We start from the raw sequence: 14,192 nt of genomic DNA, 5'->3' as shown, positions 1-14,192 counted from the left end.
CTGCATCCAAGTTATGTTTGCGTGCGCAGAAATATTATTGCGCAGGAGGGCGCGATGCGGGTGGCATTGTATCCGGGAACTTTTGACCCCATCACCATGGGTCATATCGACATTATCCGTCGTGCCTCGGCGCTGGTGGACAAGCTGGTGATCGGTGTAGCCATCAATCGCGACAAGGGTCCGCTGTTTTCCTTGGAAGAACGCGTTGCCATGATCGAGGCCGAATGCGCCCATCTGTCCCAGCAGACCGGGACTGAAATCGTGGCCCATCCGTTTGAAAACCTGCTGATCGACTGTGCCCGCGATGTGGGTGCGCAGATCATCGTGCGCGGCCTGCGGGCCGTTGCTGATTTTGAATATGAATTCCAGATGGTTGGCATGAATCGCGCGCTGGACGATTCAATTGAAACCGTGTTTCTGATGGCCGAAGCGCGGCATCAGGCGATTGCATCCAAGCTTGTGAAAGAGATCGCCCGGTTGAACGGGGACGTGTCGAAATTCGTCACGCCCCGCGTCAACGACGCCCTGAAAGAGCGTTTAGGATAGCGCGCCCATCGCGGCGGCTGTGTCCAGCATCCGGTTCGAGAAGCCCCATTCATTGTCATACCACGCCAGCACGCGCACCAGCGTGCCGTCGGTTACTTTGGTCTCGGCCAGCGACACGGTCGAGCTGTGGGCGTCGTGGTTGAAATCCATCGACACAAGCGGGCGGGTTTCTGCCGCCAGAACGCCGGGGATTTTGGCCGCAGCCTCAACAAACAGCGCGTTCACTTCGTCTTCGGTTGTGGGGCGCGCCACTTCGGCGACCAGATCAACGACCGACACGTTTGGCGTGGGGACGCGGATCGCCTGACCCGTCAGTTTGCCTGACAGTTGCGGCAGAACCAGACCTACTGCAGCGGCTGCGCCGGTTGTGGTAGGGATCATCGAAAGAGCGGCGGCGCGCGATAGATAGGGGTCTTTGCCCGCTGTGTCATGCACCGGCTGGCTGGCCGTATAGGCGTGAACCGTGGTCATGTTGCCGTGGACGATACCCAGCCCATCATCCAAGGCGGCTGCGACCGGCGACAGACAGTTCGTGGTGCACGAGGCGTTGGAAACGACGGTATCCTGCGCCGTTAGCTCATGGTCGTTCACACCGAACACGATTGTTTTGACCCCGCCATCCCCGCGTGCGGGCGCCGAGATCAGGACCTTTTTCGCACCGTTCTTCAGGTGGCGCTCTGCCGCTTCGCGCGTGCGGAAAACGCCAGTGCACTCCAGAACCACGTCAACGTCGGACCATTCCAGCGCCTCGGGGTCGCGTTCGCTGGTCAGACGAATGGGGCCTGCGCCCACATCCAAACCGGCCTCGGACAAGGTCACTTTGTTCGGATAGCGGCCGTGTACGCTGTCGAATTCGAACAGATGGGCGTTCATTTCAGGTTTGGCCAAATCGTTTATCGCCACGATCTCAACATCTGTGCGACCGCTTTCCATCACGGCGCGCAAAACGCCGCGCCCGATCCGTCCAAAACCGTTGATTGCCAATTTGAGTGTCATGTTCTGCTCCGTCCGAATAGCGGCCAAGTTTGGTTAGCGCTAACATCGCGGGATCGGTCAAAATGTCAAGCAAAACCTCAATCAACGCCAGAAAGCGAGCCAGTCCAGAAAGGAGTAGAGCTTTTTGCCCAGGAACACCAAATGCTCGGGTCCAAAGATCAGCACGTCCAAAAGGACCGCGCCAAGGATAAGCGCGCCAAGCCAGAGAGCAATTTGGTTGGTCATGGTGGCCCCGAACGAAAATGCCCGCCCAGATAACCTGAGCGGGCAAAAAACTTCAAGAATTCAAACTGGTCTTAGTTAAGCCGGCCCATTGCCACGGCAACATCGGCCATGCGGACCGAGAAGGCCCACTCGTTGTCATACCAGGCCAGAACACGCACCAGACGGCCATCGACAACGCGGGTCTGATCCGGCGCGAAGATCGAGCTTTCTTCGGTGTGGTTGAAATCGGTCGACACCAGCGGAGCGGGTTCATAGCCCAGAACACGCTGCATCGGACCCTGCGAGGCTTCGCGGACGATTTCGTTCACTTCTTCCACGGTCACGTCGCGACCGGCACGGAAGGTCAGGTCAACGGCCGAGACATTCGGGGTGGGCACGCGGATGGCCGAGCCATCCAGACGACCTTTGAGGTTCGGCAGAACTTCACCCAGCGCCTTGGCGGCACCGGTCGAGGTTGGGATCATCGACATCGCAGCAGCGCGGGCGCGGTACAGGTCGCTGTGGCGGCGATCCAGGGTCGGTTGGTCGCCTGTGTAGGCGTGGATCGTGGTCATGATGCCGTTTTCGATGCCGATACCTTCGTCCAGAACCTTGGCAAGCGGAGCAAGGCAGTTCGTGGTGCAGGACCCGTTCGAGACCATGTTGTCATTTGCAGTCAGCGTGTTGTGATTCACACCGAACACGATGGTCTTGTCGACATTCTTGCCGGGGGCAGACAGCAGAACCTTTGCCGCGCCACGCTCAAGATGCGTCTTGGCTTTCAGGCCGTCGTTGAATTTGCCGGTGCATTCCAGAACGACGTCGCAGCCTTCCCAGTCCAGCTCGTTCATGTCGTAGGTCGAGAACATCTCCATCGGGCCCCGGCCCAAATCCAGAGTATTGCCATTGACGGCGATGTCGCGCGGGAAACGGCCATGGACGCTGTCATATTTCAACAGATGCGCGGTTGTTTCCAACGGGCCGGTCGCGTTGACCTTGATCACTTCGATGTCGTTACGGCCTGACGCGGCGATGTGCGACAGGGTGCAGCGGCCGATGCGGCCAAAACCATTGATACCGACCTTGATGGTCATGTGACGTCTCCAAATGCGCTTGCGATGCAGGCCATATAGCCCTGATTGCTGAATCTCAAAAGAGCAAAAGCGGCATATTTTTAAGGTGTTAGCGCAAACCTGCGGCGGTTGCGCTAACGCTTGCGCTAGCTGACGGATCGGGTAGGGTCCGCATACGGTGCAAGACAGGAAAGGATGCGCGATGAGCGGTCTGTTGGCCCTTTTGGACGATGTGGCGGGGATCGCCAAGGTGGCAGCGGCCTCGGTCGATGACGTGGTTGCTGCTGCGGGCAAGGCCGGGGCCAAGACGGCGGGTGTGATCATCGATGACGCGGCAGTGACGCCGAAATACGTTCAGGGCTTTGCGCCTGCGCGCGAATTGCCGATCATCTGGCGGATTGCGCGCGGGTCGATTTTTAACAAGATCGTTTTACTGCTGCCGGTCGCTTTGCTGCTGGCCAATTTCGCGCCGTGGCTGATCACGCCTTTGCTGATGCTGGGGGGATCGTATCTGTGTTTTGAGGGGGCAGAGAAGATTTTTCATGTCCTTTTCCCGCATGGCAGCAAGGCCATCGAAGACGACATGAATGTACGCGACCCCGGCCATCTGGAGGAGCAGAAGGTCAAGGGTGCGATCAAGACGGATTTCATATTGTCGGCCGAAATCATGACCATCGCTTTAGCGGCGATTGAGGCTCCGAACCTTTGGATGCAGGCAGCCACGCTTGCGGTTGTGGGGATCGGGGTGACGGTCGCGGTCTATGGCTCGGTCGCGTTGATCGTGAAAATGGATGATGTCGGGCTGTTTCTGGCGCAGAACGCACCAACGCCTGTGGGCAGGGGCCTAGGTCGCGGCTTGGTCAAGGCGATGCCGGGCGTGATGAAAACCCTGTCAATTGTCGGCACGGCAGCCATGTTGTGGGTGGGCGGATCGATTGTCATTCACGGGATGGAGGTTCTGGGCTTTGGCTGGCTGGGCCATCATATCCATGACTGGGCCTATGCGCTTGGCCACATGGTATCCGCGCAATACGAAGCAGCTGTTGAGTGGATTGCCAAAGCCACCATGGATGGCATTTTCGGCTTGGCCTGGGGATTCGTCCTGATCCCCCTGGCGACCAAATTGCTGAAAAAGCACTAAGTATTCGCCAAAGGGCAGGGTGCGTCAGTAGTCGTTTGGGTTGCCTTTCACGACAACGCCCGATCCGTCGACCTTGCCATCCTTGTATAGGGTCACGGCAGCCCCATCGATTTTGAGGTCCCAGCAATTCTTGGGGTCCGTGCCGTATTGAAAGCACATGCCATTGTCGGTGGCCGTCCAGACACCGGTATAGCCATCGCCTTTGATCGTGCCGTCTGCTGCGTAATACTCGGTGAATGCGCCCGACAGCATGCCACCCTGATAGGTGTGGTCGCTCATGGTGTTTTGGATTTCATCTTTGGACGCGAAAGCCTCGGCGCTGGCGGATGAGGCCGCGACGATCGTGGCCAATACGAATGCGGTGGTGCGTATCATGTCTGTTCTCCCTGTTCCTGAAAGCCTTTGGCTGACCTAGCGGGTGGCGGGTAGGAGGAAAGACACGATACGGTCACGATGACTCACCGGCCCGTGAGGGTGCGGGAAAGAAAAAAGGCGACCAAGGAGGCCGCCTTTTCAATGTGATTTGCAGTGGGGATTAACCCAGCAATTCTTCGACCTTCGCAACTGTCGCCTCGGCGGTGATGCCGAAATGCTTGTACAGCTCACCCGCCGGGGCGGATGCGCCAAAGCTGGACATGCCGATAAAGCCTGCTTTTGCTTCGCGGCCACGCTCGCCCAGCAGCCAACGGTCCCAGCCACCGGCGCGCACGGCGGCCTCGATGCCGACGCGGACCGGCCCACCGGGCAGAACGCGTTTGCGATAGGCTTCGTCCTGTTGCGCGAACAGTTCCATGCAAGGCATGGACACAACGCGTGTGCCGATACCGTCTGCCTCAAGCATCGCTTTTGCTTCCATCGCCAGCGAAACCTCAGAGCCGGTTGCGATCAGGATGGCCTGACGCTTGCCCTCGGCCTCGGCCAGAACATAAGCGCCCTGCGCAACTAGGTTCTTGGTCTTGTGATCTTTACGCACGGTCGGAACGCCCTGACGGGTCAACGACAGGACCGAGGGGCTTTCCTTGAAGGTCAGCGCCAATTCCCATGCCTCGGCCGTTTCAATGGTGTCAGCGGGGCGGAACACATAGGTGTTGGGTGTTGCGCGGCTGATGGCCAGATGCTCGACCGGTTGATGGGTCGGACCGTCTTCGCCCAGACCGATGGAATCGTGGGTCATCACGAAAACCGACGGGATTTTCATCAGCGCGGCCAGGCGCATGGAGGGGCGGGCATAGTCGGTGAAGGCCATGAACGTACCGCCATAGGGGCGGATGCCACCATGCAGCGCCATGCCGTTCATCGCGGCAGCCATACCGTGTTCTCGGATACCGTAGTGAATGTAACGGCCCTTGCGGTTTTCCGGCAGGAACACGCCCATATCGGCCGATTTGGTGTTGTTCGACCCGGTCAGGTCTGCCGAGCCGCCCACGGTCTCGGTCATGATCGGGTTAACGACGTTCAGAACCTTTTCCGACGAGGCGCGGGTGGCCAGTTTCGGTTGCTCTTCCGAGGCTTGTTTCTTGAACGAACGGATCGCACCGGCCAGTTTCTTCGGGGCTTCAAACGCATAAGCGCGGTTGAACTCGGCCTGTTTACGCTCAGAGATTTGCGCGAAACGCTCTTCCCATGCAGCGCGCTCGGCAGCGCCGCGGGTGCCGATGGCCTCCCATGCGGATTTCACATCTGCCGGGATTTCGAACGCGCCATGCGGCCAGCCATAGCCGTCCTTGGCGGCTTTCAGCTGCTCCTGATCGGTCAGCGCGCCGTGGCCTTTCGACGTGTCCTGCGCCGCGTGGCCCAGAGCGATATGGCTTTCACACGCGATCATGGTCGGCTTGTTCGACTTTTTCGCCTGGGTGATGGCCGCGTCGATGGCCTGCGGATCATGACCGTCAATCTCGATCACATGCCAGCCCGAGGCCGCGAAACGGCGCACCTGATCGGTGCGGTCGGCAATGTCGACGGTGCCGTCGATGGTGATGTTGTTGTTGTCCCAGAAGACGATCAGCTTGCTCAGCTCATGGCGACCGGCGAGGGTGATCGCCTCTTGGCTGACGCCCTCCATCAGGCAACCGTCGCCTGCGATCACATAGGTATAATGGTCGACGATCTTTTTGCCGTAATGCGCGCGCTGGATTTCTTCGGCCATGGCAAAGCCCACAGCGTTCGAAATACCCTGACCCAGAGGGCCGGTTGTGGTTTCGATCCCGTCGACCAGAAAGTTCTCGGGGTGGCCTGCGGTTTTGGCGCCCAGCTGGCGGAAGTTCTTGATCTCTTCCAGCGTCACATCGCCATGGCCGGTGAGATAGAGCAGCGAATAGATCAGCATCGAGCCATGGCCTGCCGACAGGATGAACCGGTCGCGGTCGGGCCAATTCGGGGCCGAGGCGTCGAATTTCAGGTGCTTTTCGAACAGCACGGTCGCAACATCGGCCATGCCCATGGGCATACCGGAATGGCCGGAATTGGCGGCAGCGACGGCATCAAGGGTCAAGGTGCGGATGGCCGCAGCTTTGTCCCAGTGTTCAGGATTGGCATTGCGCAGCGCAGTCAGGTCCACGGGCGTTGTTCCTTTGGATTACAGGCAGATGGGCGCTCAATACCATCCACCCTCCAAAGTGCAAGCAGAACCCTTTATTTTGCGGCCGGGCAGGATCAAGAAAGCGGCCCAAGTGATTGAAAGCAAACAGTGGGTATTTTTGTGTGTGTTGGGTTAGACTGGGCCAAGAAGCGGAGTAAGTTGATTCGGACAATCCCGCGTGACAAGGAACCTTGGTAAAGAGGTGGCAGGGGCATGAGCCAGATCGAAGAATTACATCGCCGCATCATCACCGCGATGGAGCGCATCGGAACCGGTGTTGAGGCGCTGCGGGATGCGGCCCCGTCCAATGCTGGTGCAGACGACACGTTGCAGGCCGCGCTTGAGGATGAGCGCGTTGCCAATGCGCAATTGGAAGAGCGTCTGAAATCCCTCAAAGAGCGCCACGAACAGGAAGTCGACGCCATGCGCGCCGATATGGAAAGCCTGCGCGCGGCGCCGGTTGAAGATCCCGAAAACGGCGCGCTGCGCGAACAATTGGCCGAAGCCACAGCCAAGCTTGCTTCGGTCGAAGCTGCGCGGGCTGAACTGGCCGCTGCAAAGGCTGCGTTGGAAAACCAGGATGAGCTGGACGCGTTAAAGGCTGAAAACGAACAGCTGAAATCCGCTGCGGCCTCACTGCAAAAGATTGAAGCGGAAAATGCTCAGCTGCGTTCGGAACTCGCCGATAGCGAGCGCGTGGCTGAATTGAGCGCAGAGCTTGATATGTTGCGCGCGGAACGGTCGAGCCATGGTGCGGCAATGTCGCGTCTGGATGACGATCTGCAGCGGATGCGCAAGGCCAATGAGCAGCTTCGGCAATCGGTCGATGAATTGCGTGCGGCCACGCAGGATGGCGTGCTGGATGCCGAATTGCTCAACCGCGCCACTGTGGCCGAGCTTGAGGCGACACGTGCCGCGCAAGCCACGGACGCTGCCGAAGCGCACGCGGTTCTGGCCCGGCTGGAACCGTTGCTGTCCAAGGCGAAACTGGCAGAAGGAGAGGTTGAATAATGCCCGAAGTGACCATTCAAATCGGTGGGCGCGGCTTCGATGTCTCGTGCCAGGAAGGCGAAGAGGCGTTTCTGCACTCTGCCGCAAAACTGCTGGATGACGAGGCGCAGGTTCTGTCCGATCAAATCGGTCGTATGCCGGAATCGCGGATGCTGTTGATGGCCGGGCTGATGCTGGCAGACAAAGCGGCGGGAACCGATGACAAGATCAGGTCGCTTGAGGCCAAACTTTCCGCGGTTGAGGCCGAGCTGCACCAGATCAAAACCATGCCGCAGCCCGAACCTGAAAGAATCGAAGTGGCCGTGGTCCCGCCATCGGTGACCGACACACTGGCCGAGTTGGCAGCACGCGCGGAAGCCTTGGCTTCCGTGATCGAAGAAAGGTCTGCGAAATGAGAACCCTGATCTGTTCCGCTGCTTTTGCCCTGTCGGGTGGTATGGCTTTGGCTGAGATTGACATCCTGCCGGTCACGTTCACCTGTTCGAACGGCGTGCCCCTTCAGGTTGCGTATTTCAACGCGCCAGACGGGTCCAGCGCTGCGGCGATGATGGTAGACAATCAGTTGGTTACGCTGCGCCAGACCGAAAGCGGGTCCGGCATCCGATATGAATCCGAGGGCGGTCCGGGGACATATATCCTGCGCTCAAAGGGCTGGGAGGCGACTGTGGGTTATCTGGCGGCAGGTGCGGATGCCGCCAGTGAACAGATTATCGTGCAGAACTGTGTCAGCCGCTGATCAGGCGTTCGCTTCGCGGATCTTGTCAGCGGCGTCCTTGTTGTAGCCGACACCGTTGTCGTCAAACAGCGTGTCCAACTCACCCGACAGGGTCATTTCGGTGATGATGTCGCAACCGCCAACGAACTCGCCTTTGACATAGAGTTGGGGCACGGTCGGCCAGTCCGAGTAATCCTTGATGCCCTGACGAACGTTTTCATCGGCCAGAACGTTCACATCGGTATAATCCACGCCCATATAGTTGAGAACACCGGCCACGCGGGACGAGAATCCGCATTGCGGCATCTCTTTGGTGCCTTTCATATACAGCACCACATCGTTGGCTTTGACGGTTTCGTCGATCTGGGTCTTAACGTCGCTCATCTTGCTTGTCCTCTTTGCCCGCATCCGGGCCGGTTGTTGCGTGTTTTGACGGGGTTGAGGTCCAGCCTTCGTCCTCTAACCGTCTTTGTTCGGCTTGCGCCAGGGCCAATGGGTCAAGCCCGTATCTTTCGATGCCGCCCACCTTGCTGATTTTGTCCGGGTCCGGGCGCATATCGACAAGGTTTCGTTTTCTGTGCCGTTTCAGATAGGCCTCAAGCAGCGCGGCGGCAACCACCAATGCCGCGATGACGGCTATCCAGAACAGCCAGCCACTCATTTTTTGGGTGCCATGGCTTTGGCGTATTCCTGAGGATCGCGTGGAATTACGATCGCAGAAGATTGATCACTGTTTGAGCCTGCATAGTTCGAAGACACGACCGCCGCGTTTTGACTTGGTGTCGTGCCTCGGCCCGCTCTTTTGTGAGTTTTCCCAAGAGCATTTCGAACGATCAGCACACTGCCAACAATCGCAATGGCTGCGCAGATCAAGTAAATCCAAAACGTAACCGTCATTCAGGTACTTTTGTGGTCAGGGCCAGCGCGTGCAACTCTCCGTCCGGACCGTCCATCTTGCCTTTCAGCGCCGCGTAGACCGCGCGCTGCTGCTGAACCCGGTTCTTGCCGCGAAAGCTTTCGTCCACGACCATAGCGGACATATGTACGCCGTCATGCCCGCCGACCTGAATTTCCGCATCGGGAAAGGCTTCGCGCAGCAGGTGTTCGATATCATTGGCGCTCATCGGCATGTAGGTAACTCCTGAAAGTCTTTCCCAAGATGTAGAGCGATGCGGGAGAGGGTGCAAGGTGGCACGAATGTGCAAAATGGCAAAACCCGCGCCTGTGGAGGGCGCGGGTTTTTCCGTATTTGGAACGAGAAGAAGGGCAGGCGCGCCCTTAGGCCACGGCAGCCGCAAAGCTGTTGCGGAAGGTTTCGGTCAACTCGGTCAGCGGGGCCTCGGAATTGCCGATTTTCACGCTGTCCCCGGTGAACCGACCGACCGAGACCAGCGGCACACCTGCCTGACCGGCGGCGATCATCAGCGCCTCGGCCTGGTCAAAGTTGCAGGCGACCAGATAGCGGGCCTGGTCCTCGCCGAACAGGAACTCGGTCGCGGCATCGTCAAGGCAGACGCCCACGCCTGCGGCCTCGGCCAGTTCGAAGGCGGCCAGCGCCAGGCCGCCATCGCCCAGATCGGTGCAGGCTTTGATCATCTCACGATTGGCGCGGATGAAATCGCCGTTGCGCTTTTCGGCGTCCAGATCGACATGAGGGGCGTCGCCGTCTTCGCGGTTGAAGACTTCGGCCAGCAGGGCGGATTGGCCCAGATGACCGTTGGTTTCGCCGATAACCAGCGCCACGTGACCTTCGCGAACCTCGTTGCCGATGATCTCGTCCGTGTGGGTCAGCAAGCCCACCGCGCCGATGGTTGGCGTGGGCAGGATCGCCTGACCGTCAGTTTCGTTATACAGCGAGACGTTGCCTGAAACGATGGGCATGTCCAGCGCGGCGACCGCCTCACCAATGCCTTGGATCGCGCCGACGAACTGGCCCATGATCTCGGGCTTTTCGGGGTTGCCGAAGTTCAGGTTGTCGGTGGTGGCCAGAGGTTTGGCACCTACGGCGGTCAGGTTGCGATAGGCTTCGGCCACAGCTTGCTTGCCGCCCTCAATCGGGTTGGCGCGGACATAGCGCGGGGTCACGTCGGACGTGAAGGCCAGCGCCTTGTCGGTGCCATGCACGCGGACCATGCCAGCGCCCAAACCGGGGGTTCGCGCGCTGTCGGCCATAACCATGGTGTCGTATTGTTCGTACACCCACTGCTTGCCCGCATAGTTGGGCGAAGCGAGCAGGGCGCGCAGGCCGTCGATTGGGTCGATCTGAGGGACCTCGGCCAATTCCTCGGCCTCGGGCGTGGCCACCCAGGGGCGGTCATATTCGGGTGCGGTCGAAGAGAGTTTGGACAGGACCAGATCGGCTTTGACCTCGCCATTATGGACGATCAGAAAGCGGTCTTCGGCGATGGTCTCGCCTACGATGGCGAAGTCCAGATCCCATTTCTCGAACACGGCGCGGGCTTCGGCCTCAAGCTCGGGTTTGAGGACCATCAGCATGCGTTCCTGAGATTCCGAAAGCATCATCTCATAAGCCGTCATGTTCTCTTCGCGCTGGGGGACGTTTTCCAGATCAAGGCGCACGCCAAGGCCGCCTTTGTCGCCCATCTCAACGGCGGAACAGGTCAGGCCCGCAGCGCCCATATCCTGAATCGAGATCACGGCGCCGGTCTGCATCAGTTCCAGCGTCGCCTCCATCAGGCGCTTTTCGGTGAAGGGGTCGCCGACCTGAACGGTGGGGCGTTTTTCTTCGATCGTGTCGTCGAACTCGGCCGAGGCCATGGTCGCGCCGCCCACGCCGTCGCGGCCGGTTTTGGCGCCCAGATAAACGACGGGCATGCCGACGCCCGAGGCGGCCGAGTAGAAAATCTTGTCACTGTCGGCCAGACCGGCGGCGAAGGCGTTTACAAGGCAGTTGCCGTTATAGGCGGGGTGGAAACGAACCTCGCCACCCACGCAGGGTACGCCGAAACAGTTGCCATAGCCGCCGATGCCTTCGACCACACCGTTGACCAACTGGCGGGTTTTGTGATGGTCGGGTTCACCGAAGGACAGGGCGTTCATCGACGCAATGGGGCGGGCCCCCATGGTGAAGACGTCGCGCAGAATGCCGCCCACACCGGTCGCCGCACCCTGATAAGGCTCGATATACGAGGGGTGGTTGTGGCTTTCCATCTTGAACACCACAGCCTGACCATCACCGATATCGACCACACCCGCATTCTCACCCGGTCCACAGATCACCTGCGGGCCAGAGGTCGGCAGAGTGCGCAGCCATTTCTTGGAGGATTTGTACGAGCAGTGCTCGTTCCACATGGCGGAAAAAATGCCAAGCTCGGTAAAGGTCGGCTCGCGCCCGATGATCTCAAGGATCATGTCGTATTCTTCGGGCTTCAGCCCGTGTGAGGCGATCAGATCGGGGGTGATTGCGGGCTCTTGCATCTTCTGTCCTGTGTCCAAGTGGGCCGAGATTGCGCGCCTTGTAGGGCAAGGGCGCGCCCGTGGGAAGGGTCAAGTGACCGCAGGCGGGCCCTGACAAAGAAAAACGGAACCGACCTAGGGCCGGTTCCGCCTATTTTTCAGCCATAGCTTCGGCTCAGGCCGGGTTTTGCTGCTGGTTCGCCGCGTCGGCGGCTGCGGCCCCAACGGCGGCCTTCTGCTCTTCAGTCAAGTGGTCGGCTTCCTCCAGACCGGGAATGGCAACGCGCACTTCGCGGCGGGCAAAGTCGATCCCGTTTTCCTTGAAGGCGGCCTTGACCCGGTTGAAGATTTCCTTGCGCAGGGTGAACTGCTTGCCCGGTTTGGCCATGAACTTGCCGCGGATGATCATGCCCACATCGTCAAAGTCGAACACGCCTTGCGATTTGAACGGCTGCAGGAAGCCATCCTTGTGCAGCTCATCTGCCATCATCTCGGCCCCGATCTTTTTGAAGATCTTCTTGACCTTGTTGGGATCGGTATCAAACGGCACGGTGAATTTCAGCTTCATGATGACCCAGTCGCGGCTGTAATTGGTCAGCTTCTGAATCTCACCATAAGGAATGGTGTGCACCGGGCCGCGATGGTGGCGCAGTTGCATGGACCGGATCGAGATCTTTTCGACCGTACCCGTTGTGCCGCCGACATCGACATATTCGCCAACGCGGAAGGCGTCATCGACCAGAAAGAAGATGCCGCCGACGATATCTGCGACCAGTTTCTGCGCGCCAAAACCGATGGCCAGGCCCAGAACACCGGCACCGGCCAGCAGCGGGGTGATGTTGATGCCAAGCGCTCCCAGCGCCAGCAGCACAAAGATCACAGCAATTGCGGCCTGCGCAGTGACGCGCAGCAACGGCAGGACAGTCGCCAGACGCGAGCCGCCCGATCCACCGCCTTCGCCAGCCTCTTCGTCGGGGCTTTGATCTGCGGCGGTCTGTTCCTTGGCCAGACGGCGGTTGATCCAAAGCGAGACGACCTCATTCAGGATGTAGCCGATCGCAATGATGATGAAGAACTGGATCAGCTTGCTGCCGGATTCAGCGCCACCTCCGGCAATCTCCTGCAGGTCGAGATCCCAGGCGCGGGCGACCATCAGGATGATCAGGATGCCCGCAAGAACCCGACCGATGCGGATATAGCTGCGCTTGGTCGATTTATAGGCGCGCTCGGCCACTGGGCCTTCGCCGAGCATTGGCGGCTGCAGATGCCGCACAAGGCCGCGGATCAACGTATCCAGAGCAGGTGCGATCAGCAGCCAGAACATGGTCTGGAAATGAGCCCCCTGAACCAGCAGTTGCAGCGATACCGGGTTGCGCTGCGCCACCAGAAACTCGACCAGCAGCCATGTCAGGGCGGACACACCGATGGCGAAATAGGGGTAATAGTGGGCCACCTCTTCATCGAACTTTGTATGATCGGGATCTGTGCCCAGCATCATCTGGGTCAGCCCCTCGCGCGCGGTCCAGGCGATCAGGCCGATATAGATATGAATGCCTGCGTTCAGCCAGAATCCAATGCGCGTTTCACCCGGGGTGATGCCGTTCAACTGGTTGAAATGGATGATGAACAGGGTGAACCCGATCAGCAACAGCAGGCCAATCAGGTTGCGATGCAGGTATTGTGCCCAGTGGTCGTCAATATTCACCAGCCGGAAATGAGGTTTCATCGGGGCCAGCACAAAGCGCGAGACTGCAGCACCCAGGCGCGGAACCCAGATCAGATAGAACACGAAGGGCGCGGCATAGGTGATCTGCTCGGTGGTCAGAATAGCGTTTCCGAGGGCGCGAATGACCACGTAGAAAACCACAAGCCCTGCGATCTCATGGCAAAAGCGGACAAACAGGTATTTGACCGCGCCCCTAAGATCGTTTTCATCTTCGGGCTCAACCGGGCTGTGCCATTTGCGCGTGATCAGACCAAACAGCTTTTCCGCCACATATCCAGCGACCAGAACGCTCAGAACCAATCCAAGCAGGACCAGCGCGCCATTGCCGCCGAACGTGCCGATGAAGTTGTCGACCGCGTGAACCTGGGCGCTAAAGAGGTTCGGGATGGTCATCAGCACGTGCTTCCACGAGGTCATCATTTCTGCCCAAATCTCGTTGAGCTCAGTGATTGGGTCTTCGTGGTCGGCGGCTTCGGCAGCCTTTTTTTCGGCCACTGCATCCAGACGCTCCAACAGGATGGCGCGGACCTGATCGTCGGACATACGTGCCACCAGATCGTCCACTTGTTCCGGTGTCAGATCATCGGGAATAGTTACGGTGTATGTCGAACCGTTTGAACCGGTGCTTTGTGCAAGGACCGGGCTGGTCAGACACAAAGCGCAAAGGACCGCCATCAACAGGCGAAGGGGGTGAAACATCGAATCTGTCCTCGATCACACGTTTTTGTGAATTTTGCGCGATCATAGGGCTAAGTGCCCGAGTTTCCCAGATGTTTTGCCGACTT

15 protein-coding genes are annotated in these 14,192 nt (G+C 59.1%); 5 read left to right on the top strand and 10 right to left on the bottom strand.

Features of this window, described 5'->3' with window-relative positions; translation table 11 throughout:
- Positions 1 to 54 precede the first annotated feature (54 nt).
- A complete protein-coding gene (coaD, locus tag ACRZ94_RS01025; RefSeq protein ID WP_480796474.1) occupies positions 55 to 546 on the top strand; it encodes a pantetheine-phosphate adenylyltransferase in 492 nt (163 codons plus the stop codon).
- Here coaD and gap (ACRZ94_RS01020) read toward each other — a convergent pair.
- The 3 genes from gap (ACRZ94_RS01020) to gap (ACRZ94_RS01010) form a co-directional block, all read right to left on the bottom strand.
- Positions 538 to 1,542, bottom strand: a complete 1,005-nt coding sequence (gene gap / locus ACRZ94_RS01020; RefSeq protein ID WP_480651053.1) for a type I glyceraldehyde-3-phosphate dehydrogenase — start codon at positions 1,540 to 1,542, stop codon at positions 538 to 540. The two genes, coaD and gap (ACRZ94_RS01020), sit on opposite strands and share 9 nt — an antisense overlap.
- A gap of 81 nt (positions 1,543 to 1,623) precedes the next feature.
- Positions 1,624 to 1,767 (bottom strand): hypothetical protein, encoded by a 144-nt coding sequence (locus ACRZ94_RS01015; RefSeq protein WP_480651055.1) that lies wholly within the window; start codon positions 1,765 to 1,767, stop codon positions 1,624 to 1,626.
- 71 nt (positions 1,768 to 1,838) lie between these two features.
- Positions 1,839 to 2,840 (bottom strand): type I glyceraldehyde-3-phosphate dehydrogenase, encoded by a 1,002-nt coding sequence (gap, locus tag ACRZ94_RS01010; RefSeq protein WP_480651057.1) that lies wholly within the window; start codon positions 2,838 to 2,840, stop codon positions 1,839 to 1,841.
- Positions 2,841 to 3,021: 181 nt separating this feature from the next.
- On the opposite strand from gap (ACRZ94_RS01010), the gene ACRZ94_RS01005 reads away from it, so the two are divergent.
- Complete coding sequence (locus ACRZ94_RS01005) at positions 3,022 to 3,960, top strand: DUF808 domain-containing protein (protein ID WP_480651059.1); 939 nt, start codon at positions 3,022 to 3,024, stop codon at positions 3,958 to 3,960.
- 24 nt (positions 3,961 to 3,984) lie between these two features.
- Here the strand turns inward: ACRZ94_RS01005 and ACRZ94_RS01000 are convergent, their stop codons facing one another.
- Together ACRZ94_RS01000 and tkt are read right to left on the bottom strand one after the other, a co-directional pair.
- Positions 3,985 to 4,335: a hypothetical protein gene (locus ACRZ94_RS01000; RefSeq protein WP_480651061.1), complete on the bottom strand. Its 351-nt coding sequence runs from the start codon at positions 4,333 to 4,335 to the stop codon at positions 3,985 to 3,987.
- Positions 4,336 to 4,495: 160 nt separating this feature from the next.
- Positions 4,496 to 6,517, bottom strand: a complete 2,022-nt coding sequence (gene tkt, locus ACRZ94_RS00995) for a transketolase (RefSeq protein ID WP_480651063.1) — start codon at positions 6,515 to 6,517, stop codon at positions 4,496 to 4,498.
- 234 nt (positions 6,518 to 6,751) lie between these two features.
- Between tkt and ACRZ94_RS00990 the strand changes: the two genes are divergently transcribed.
- Genes ACRZ94_RS00990 through ACRZ94_RS00980 form a run of 3 tightly spaced genes read left to right on the top strand, consistent with a single transcriptional unit; the run spans position 6,752 to position 8,285 of the window.
- Entirely contained in the window at positions 6,752 to 7,549 is a 798-nt protein-coding gene (locus ACRZ94_RS00990; RefSeq protein WP_480651064.1) for a hypothetical protein, read from the top strand.
- The gene (locus tag ACRZ94_RS00985) at positions 7,549 to 7,944 is read left to right on the top strand and encodes a cell division protein ZapA (RefSeq protein ID WP_480651066.1); all 396 of its coding nucleotides are present in this window, start codon (positions 7,549 to 7,551) and stop codon (positions 7,942 to 7,944) included. The genes ACRZ94_RS00990 and ACRZ94_RS00985 overlap by 1 nt, the downstream gene beginning before the upstream one ends.
- Positions 7,941 to 8,285, top strand: coding sequence for an MliC family protein (locus tag ACRZ94_RS00980; protein WP_480651068.1), 345 nt, complete (start codon positions 7,941 to 7,943; stop codon positions 8,283 to 8,285). Before ACRZ94_RS00985 ends, ACRZ94_RS00980 begins: the two co-directional genes overlap by 4 nt.
- Here the strand turns inward: ACRZ94_RS00980 and grxD are convergent, their stop codons facing one another.
- The 5 genes from grxD to ACRZ94_RS00955 form a co-directional block, all read right to left on the bottom strand.
- Positions 8,286 to 8,648 carry a Grx4 family monothiol glutaredoxin gene (grxD, locus tag ACRZ94_RS00975; RefSeq protein ID WP_480651070.1) on the bottom strand — a complete coding sequence of 121 codons (363 nt, stop codon included), beginning with the start codon at positions 8,646 to 8,648 and terminating at the stop codon, positions 8,286 to 8,288. It abuts the gene before it with no gap.
- Entirely contained in the window at positions 8,635 to 8,925 is a 291-nt protein-coding gene (locus ACRZ94_RS00970) for a hypothetical protein (RefSeq protein ID WP_480651071.1), read from the bottom strand. Before ACRZ94_RS00970 ends, grxD begins: the two co-directional genes overlap by 14 nt.
- A gap of 232 nt (positions 8,926 to 9,157) precedes the next feature.
- Positions 9,158 to 9,394, bottom strand: a complete 237-nt coding sequence (locus tag ACRZ94_RS00965; protein WP_058281391.1) for a BolA family protein — start codon at positions 9,392 to 9,394, stop codon at positions 9,158 to 9,160.
- A gap of 148 nt (positions 9,395 to 9,542) precedes the next feature.
- A complete protein-coding gene (gene purL / locus ACRZ94_RS00960; RefSeq protein WP_480796473.1) occupies positions 9,543 to 11,702 on the bottom strand; it encodes a phosphoribosylformylglycinamidine synthase subunit PurL in 2,160 nt (719 codons plus the stop codon).
- Positions 11,703 to 11,856: 154 nt separating this feature from the next.
- Positions 11,857 to 14,106, bottom strand: coding sequence for a mechanosensitive ion channel family protein (locus tag ACRZ94_RS00955; RefSeq protein WP_480796472.1), 2,250 nt, complete (start codon positions 14,104 to 14,106; stop codon positions 11,857 to 11,859).
- Positions 14,107 to 14,192: the final 86 nt, after the last annotated feature.

Source organism: Ruegeria sp. CH10 (genome assembly GCF_056537125.1).
The sequence above is the reverse complement of the archived record's forward strand: the minus strand, read 5'-3'. Positions and strand labels throughout refer to the sequence as shown.

What these genes read in the sequence shown, in the direction of transcription:
- coaD (WP_480796474.1), top strand. Translation starts at nt 55, where the DNA reads ATGCGGGTGGCATTGTATCCGGGAACTTTTGACCCCATCACCATGGGT.
- gap (WP_480651053.1), bottom strand. Translation starts at nt 1,542, where the DNA reads ATGACACTCAAATTGGCAATCAACGGTTTTGGACGGATCGGGCGCGGC.
- ACRZ94_RS01015 (WP_480651055.1), bottom strand. Translation starts at nt 1,767, where the DNA reads ATGACCAACCAAATTGCTCTCTGGCTTGGCGCGCTTATCCTTGGCGCG.
- gap (WP_480651057.1), bottom strand. Translation starts at nt 2,840, where the DNA reads ATGACCATCAAGGTCGGTATCAATGGTTTTGGCCGCATCGGCCGCTGC.
- ACRZ94_RS01005 (WP_480651059.1), top strand. Translation starts at nt 3,022, where the DNA reads ATGAGCGGTCTGTTGGCCCTTTTGGACGATGTGGCGGGGATCGCCAAG.
- ACRZ94_RS01000 (WP_480651061.1), bottom strand. Translation starts at nt 4,335, where the DNA reads ATGATACGCACCACCGCATTCGTATTGGCCACGATCGTCGCGGCCTCA.
- ACRZ94_RS00990 (WP_480651064.1), top strand. Translation starts at nt 6,752, where the DNA reads ATGAGCCAGATCGAAGAATTACATCGCCGCATCATCACCGCGATGGAG.
- ACRZ94_RS00985 (WP_480651066.1), top strand. Translation starts at nt 7,549, where the DNA reads ATGCCCGAAGTGACCATTCAAATCGGTGGGCGCGGCTTCGATGTCTCG.
- ACRZ94_RS00980 (WP_480651068.1), top strand. Translation starts at nt 7,941, where the DNA reads ATGAGAACCCTGATCTGTTCCGCTGCTTTTGCCCTGTCGGGTGGTATG.
- grxD (WP_480651070.1), bottom strand. Translation starts at nt 8,648, where the DNA reads ATGAGCGACGTTAAGACCCAGATCGACGAAACCGTCAAAGCCAACGAT.
- ACRZ94_RS00970 (WP_480651071.1), bottom strand. Translation starts at nt 8,925, where the DNA reads ATGAGTGGCTGGCTGTTCTGGATAGCCGTCATCGCGGCATTGGTGGTT.
- ACRZ94_RS00965 (WP_058281391.1), bottom strand. Translation starts at nt 9,394, where the DNA reads ATGCCGATGAGCGCCAATGATATCGAACACCTGCTGCGCGAAGCCTTT.
- purL (WP_480796473.1), bottom strand. Translation starts at nt 11,702, where the DNA reads ATGCAAGAGCCCGCAATCACCCCCGATCTGATCGCCTCACACGGGCTG.
- ACRZ94_RS00955 (WP_480796472.1), bottom strand. Translation starts at nt 14,106, where the DNA reads ATGTTTCACCCCCTTCGCCTGTTGATGGCGGTCCTTTGCGCTTTGTGT.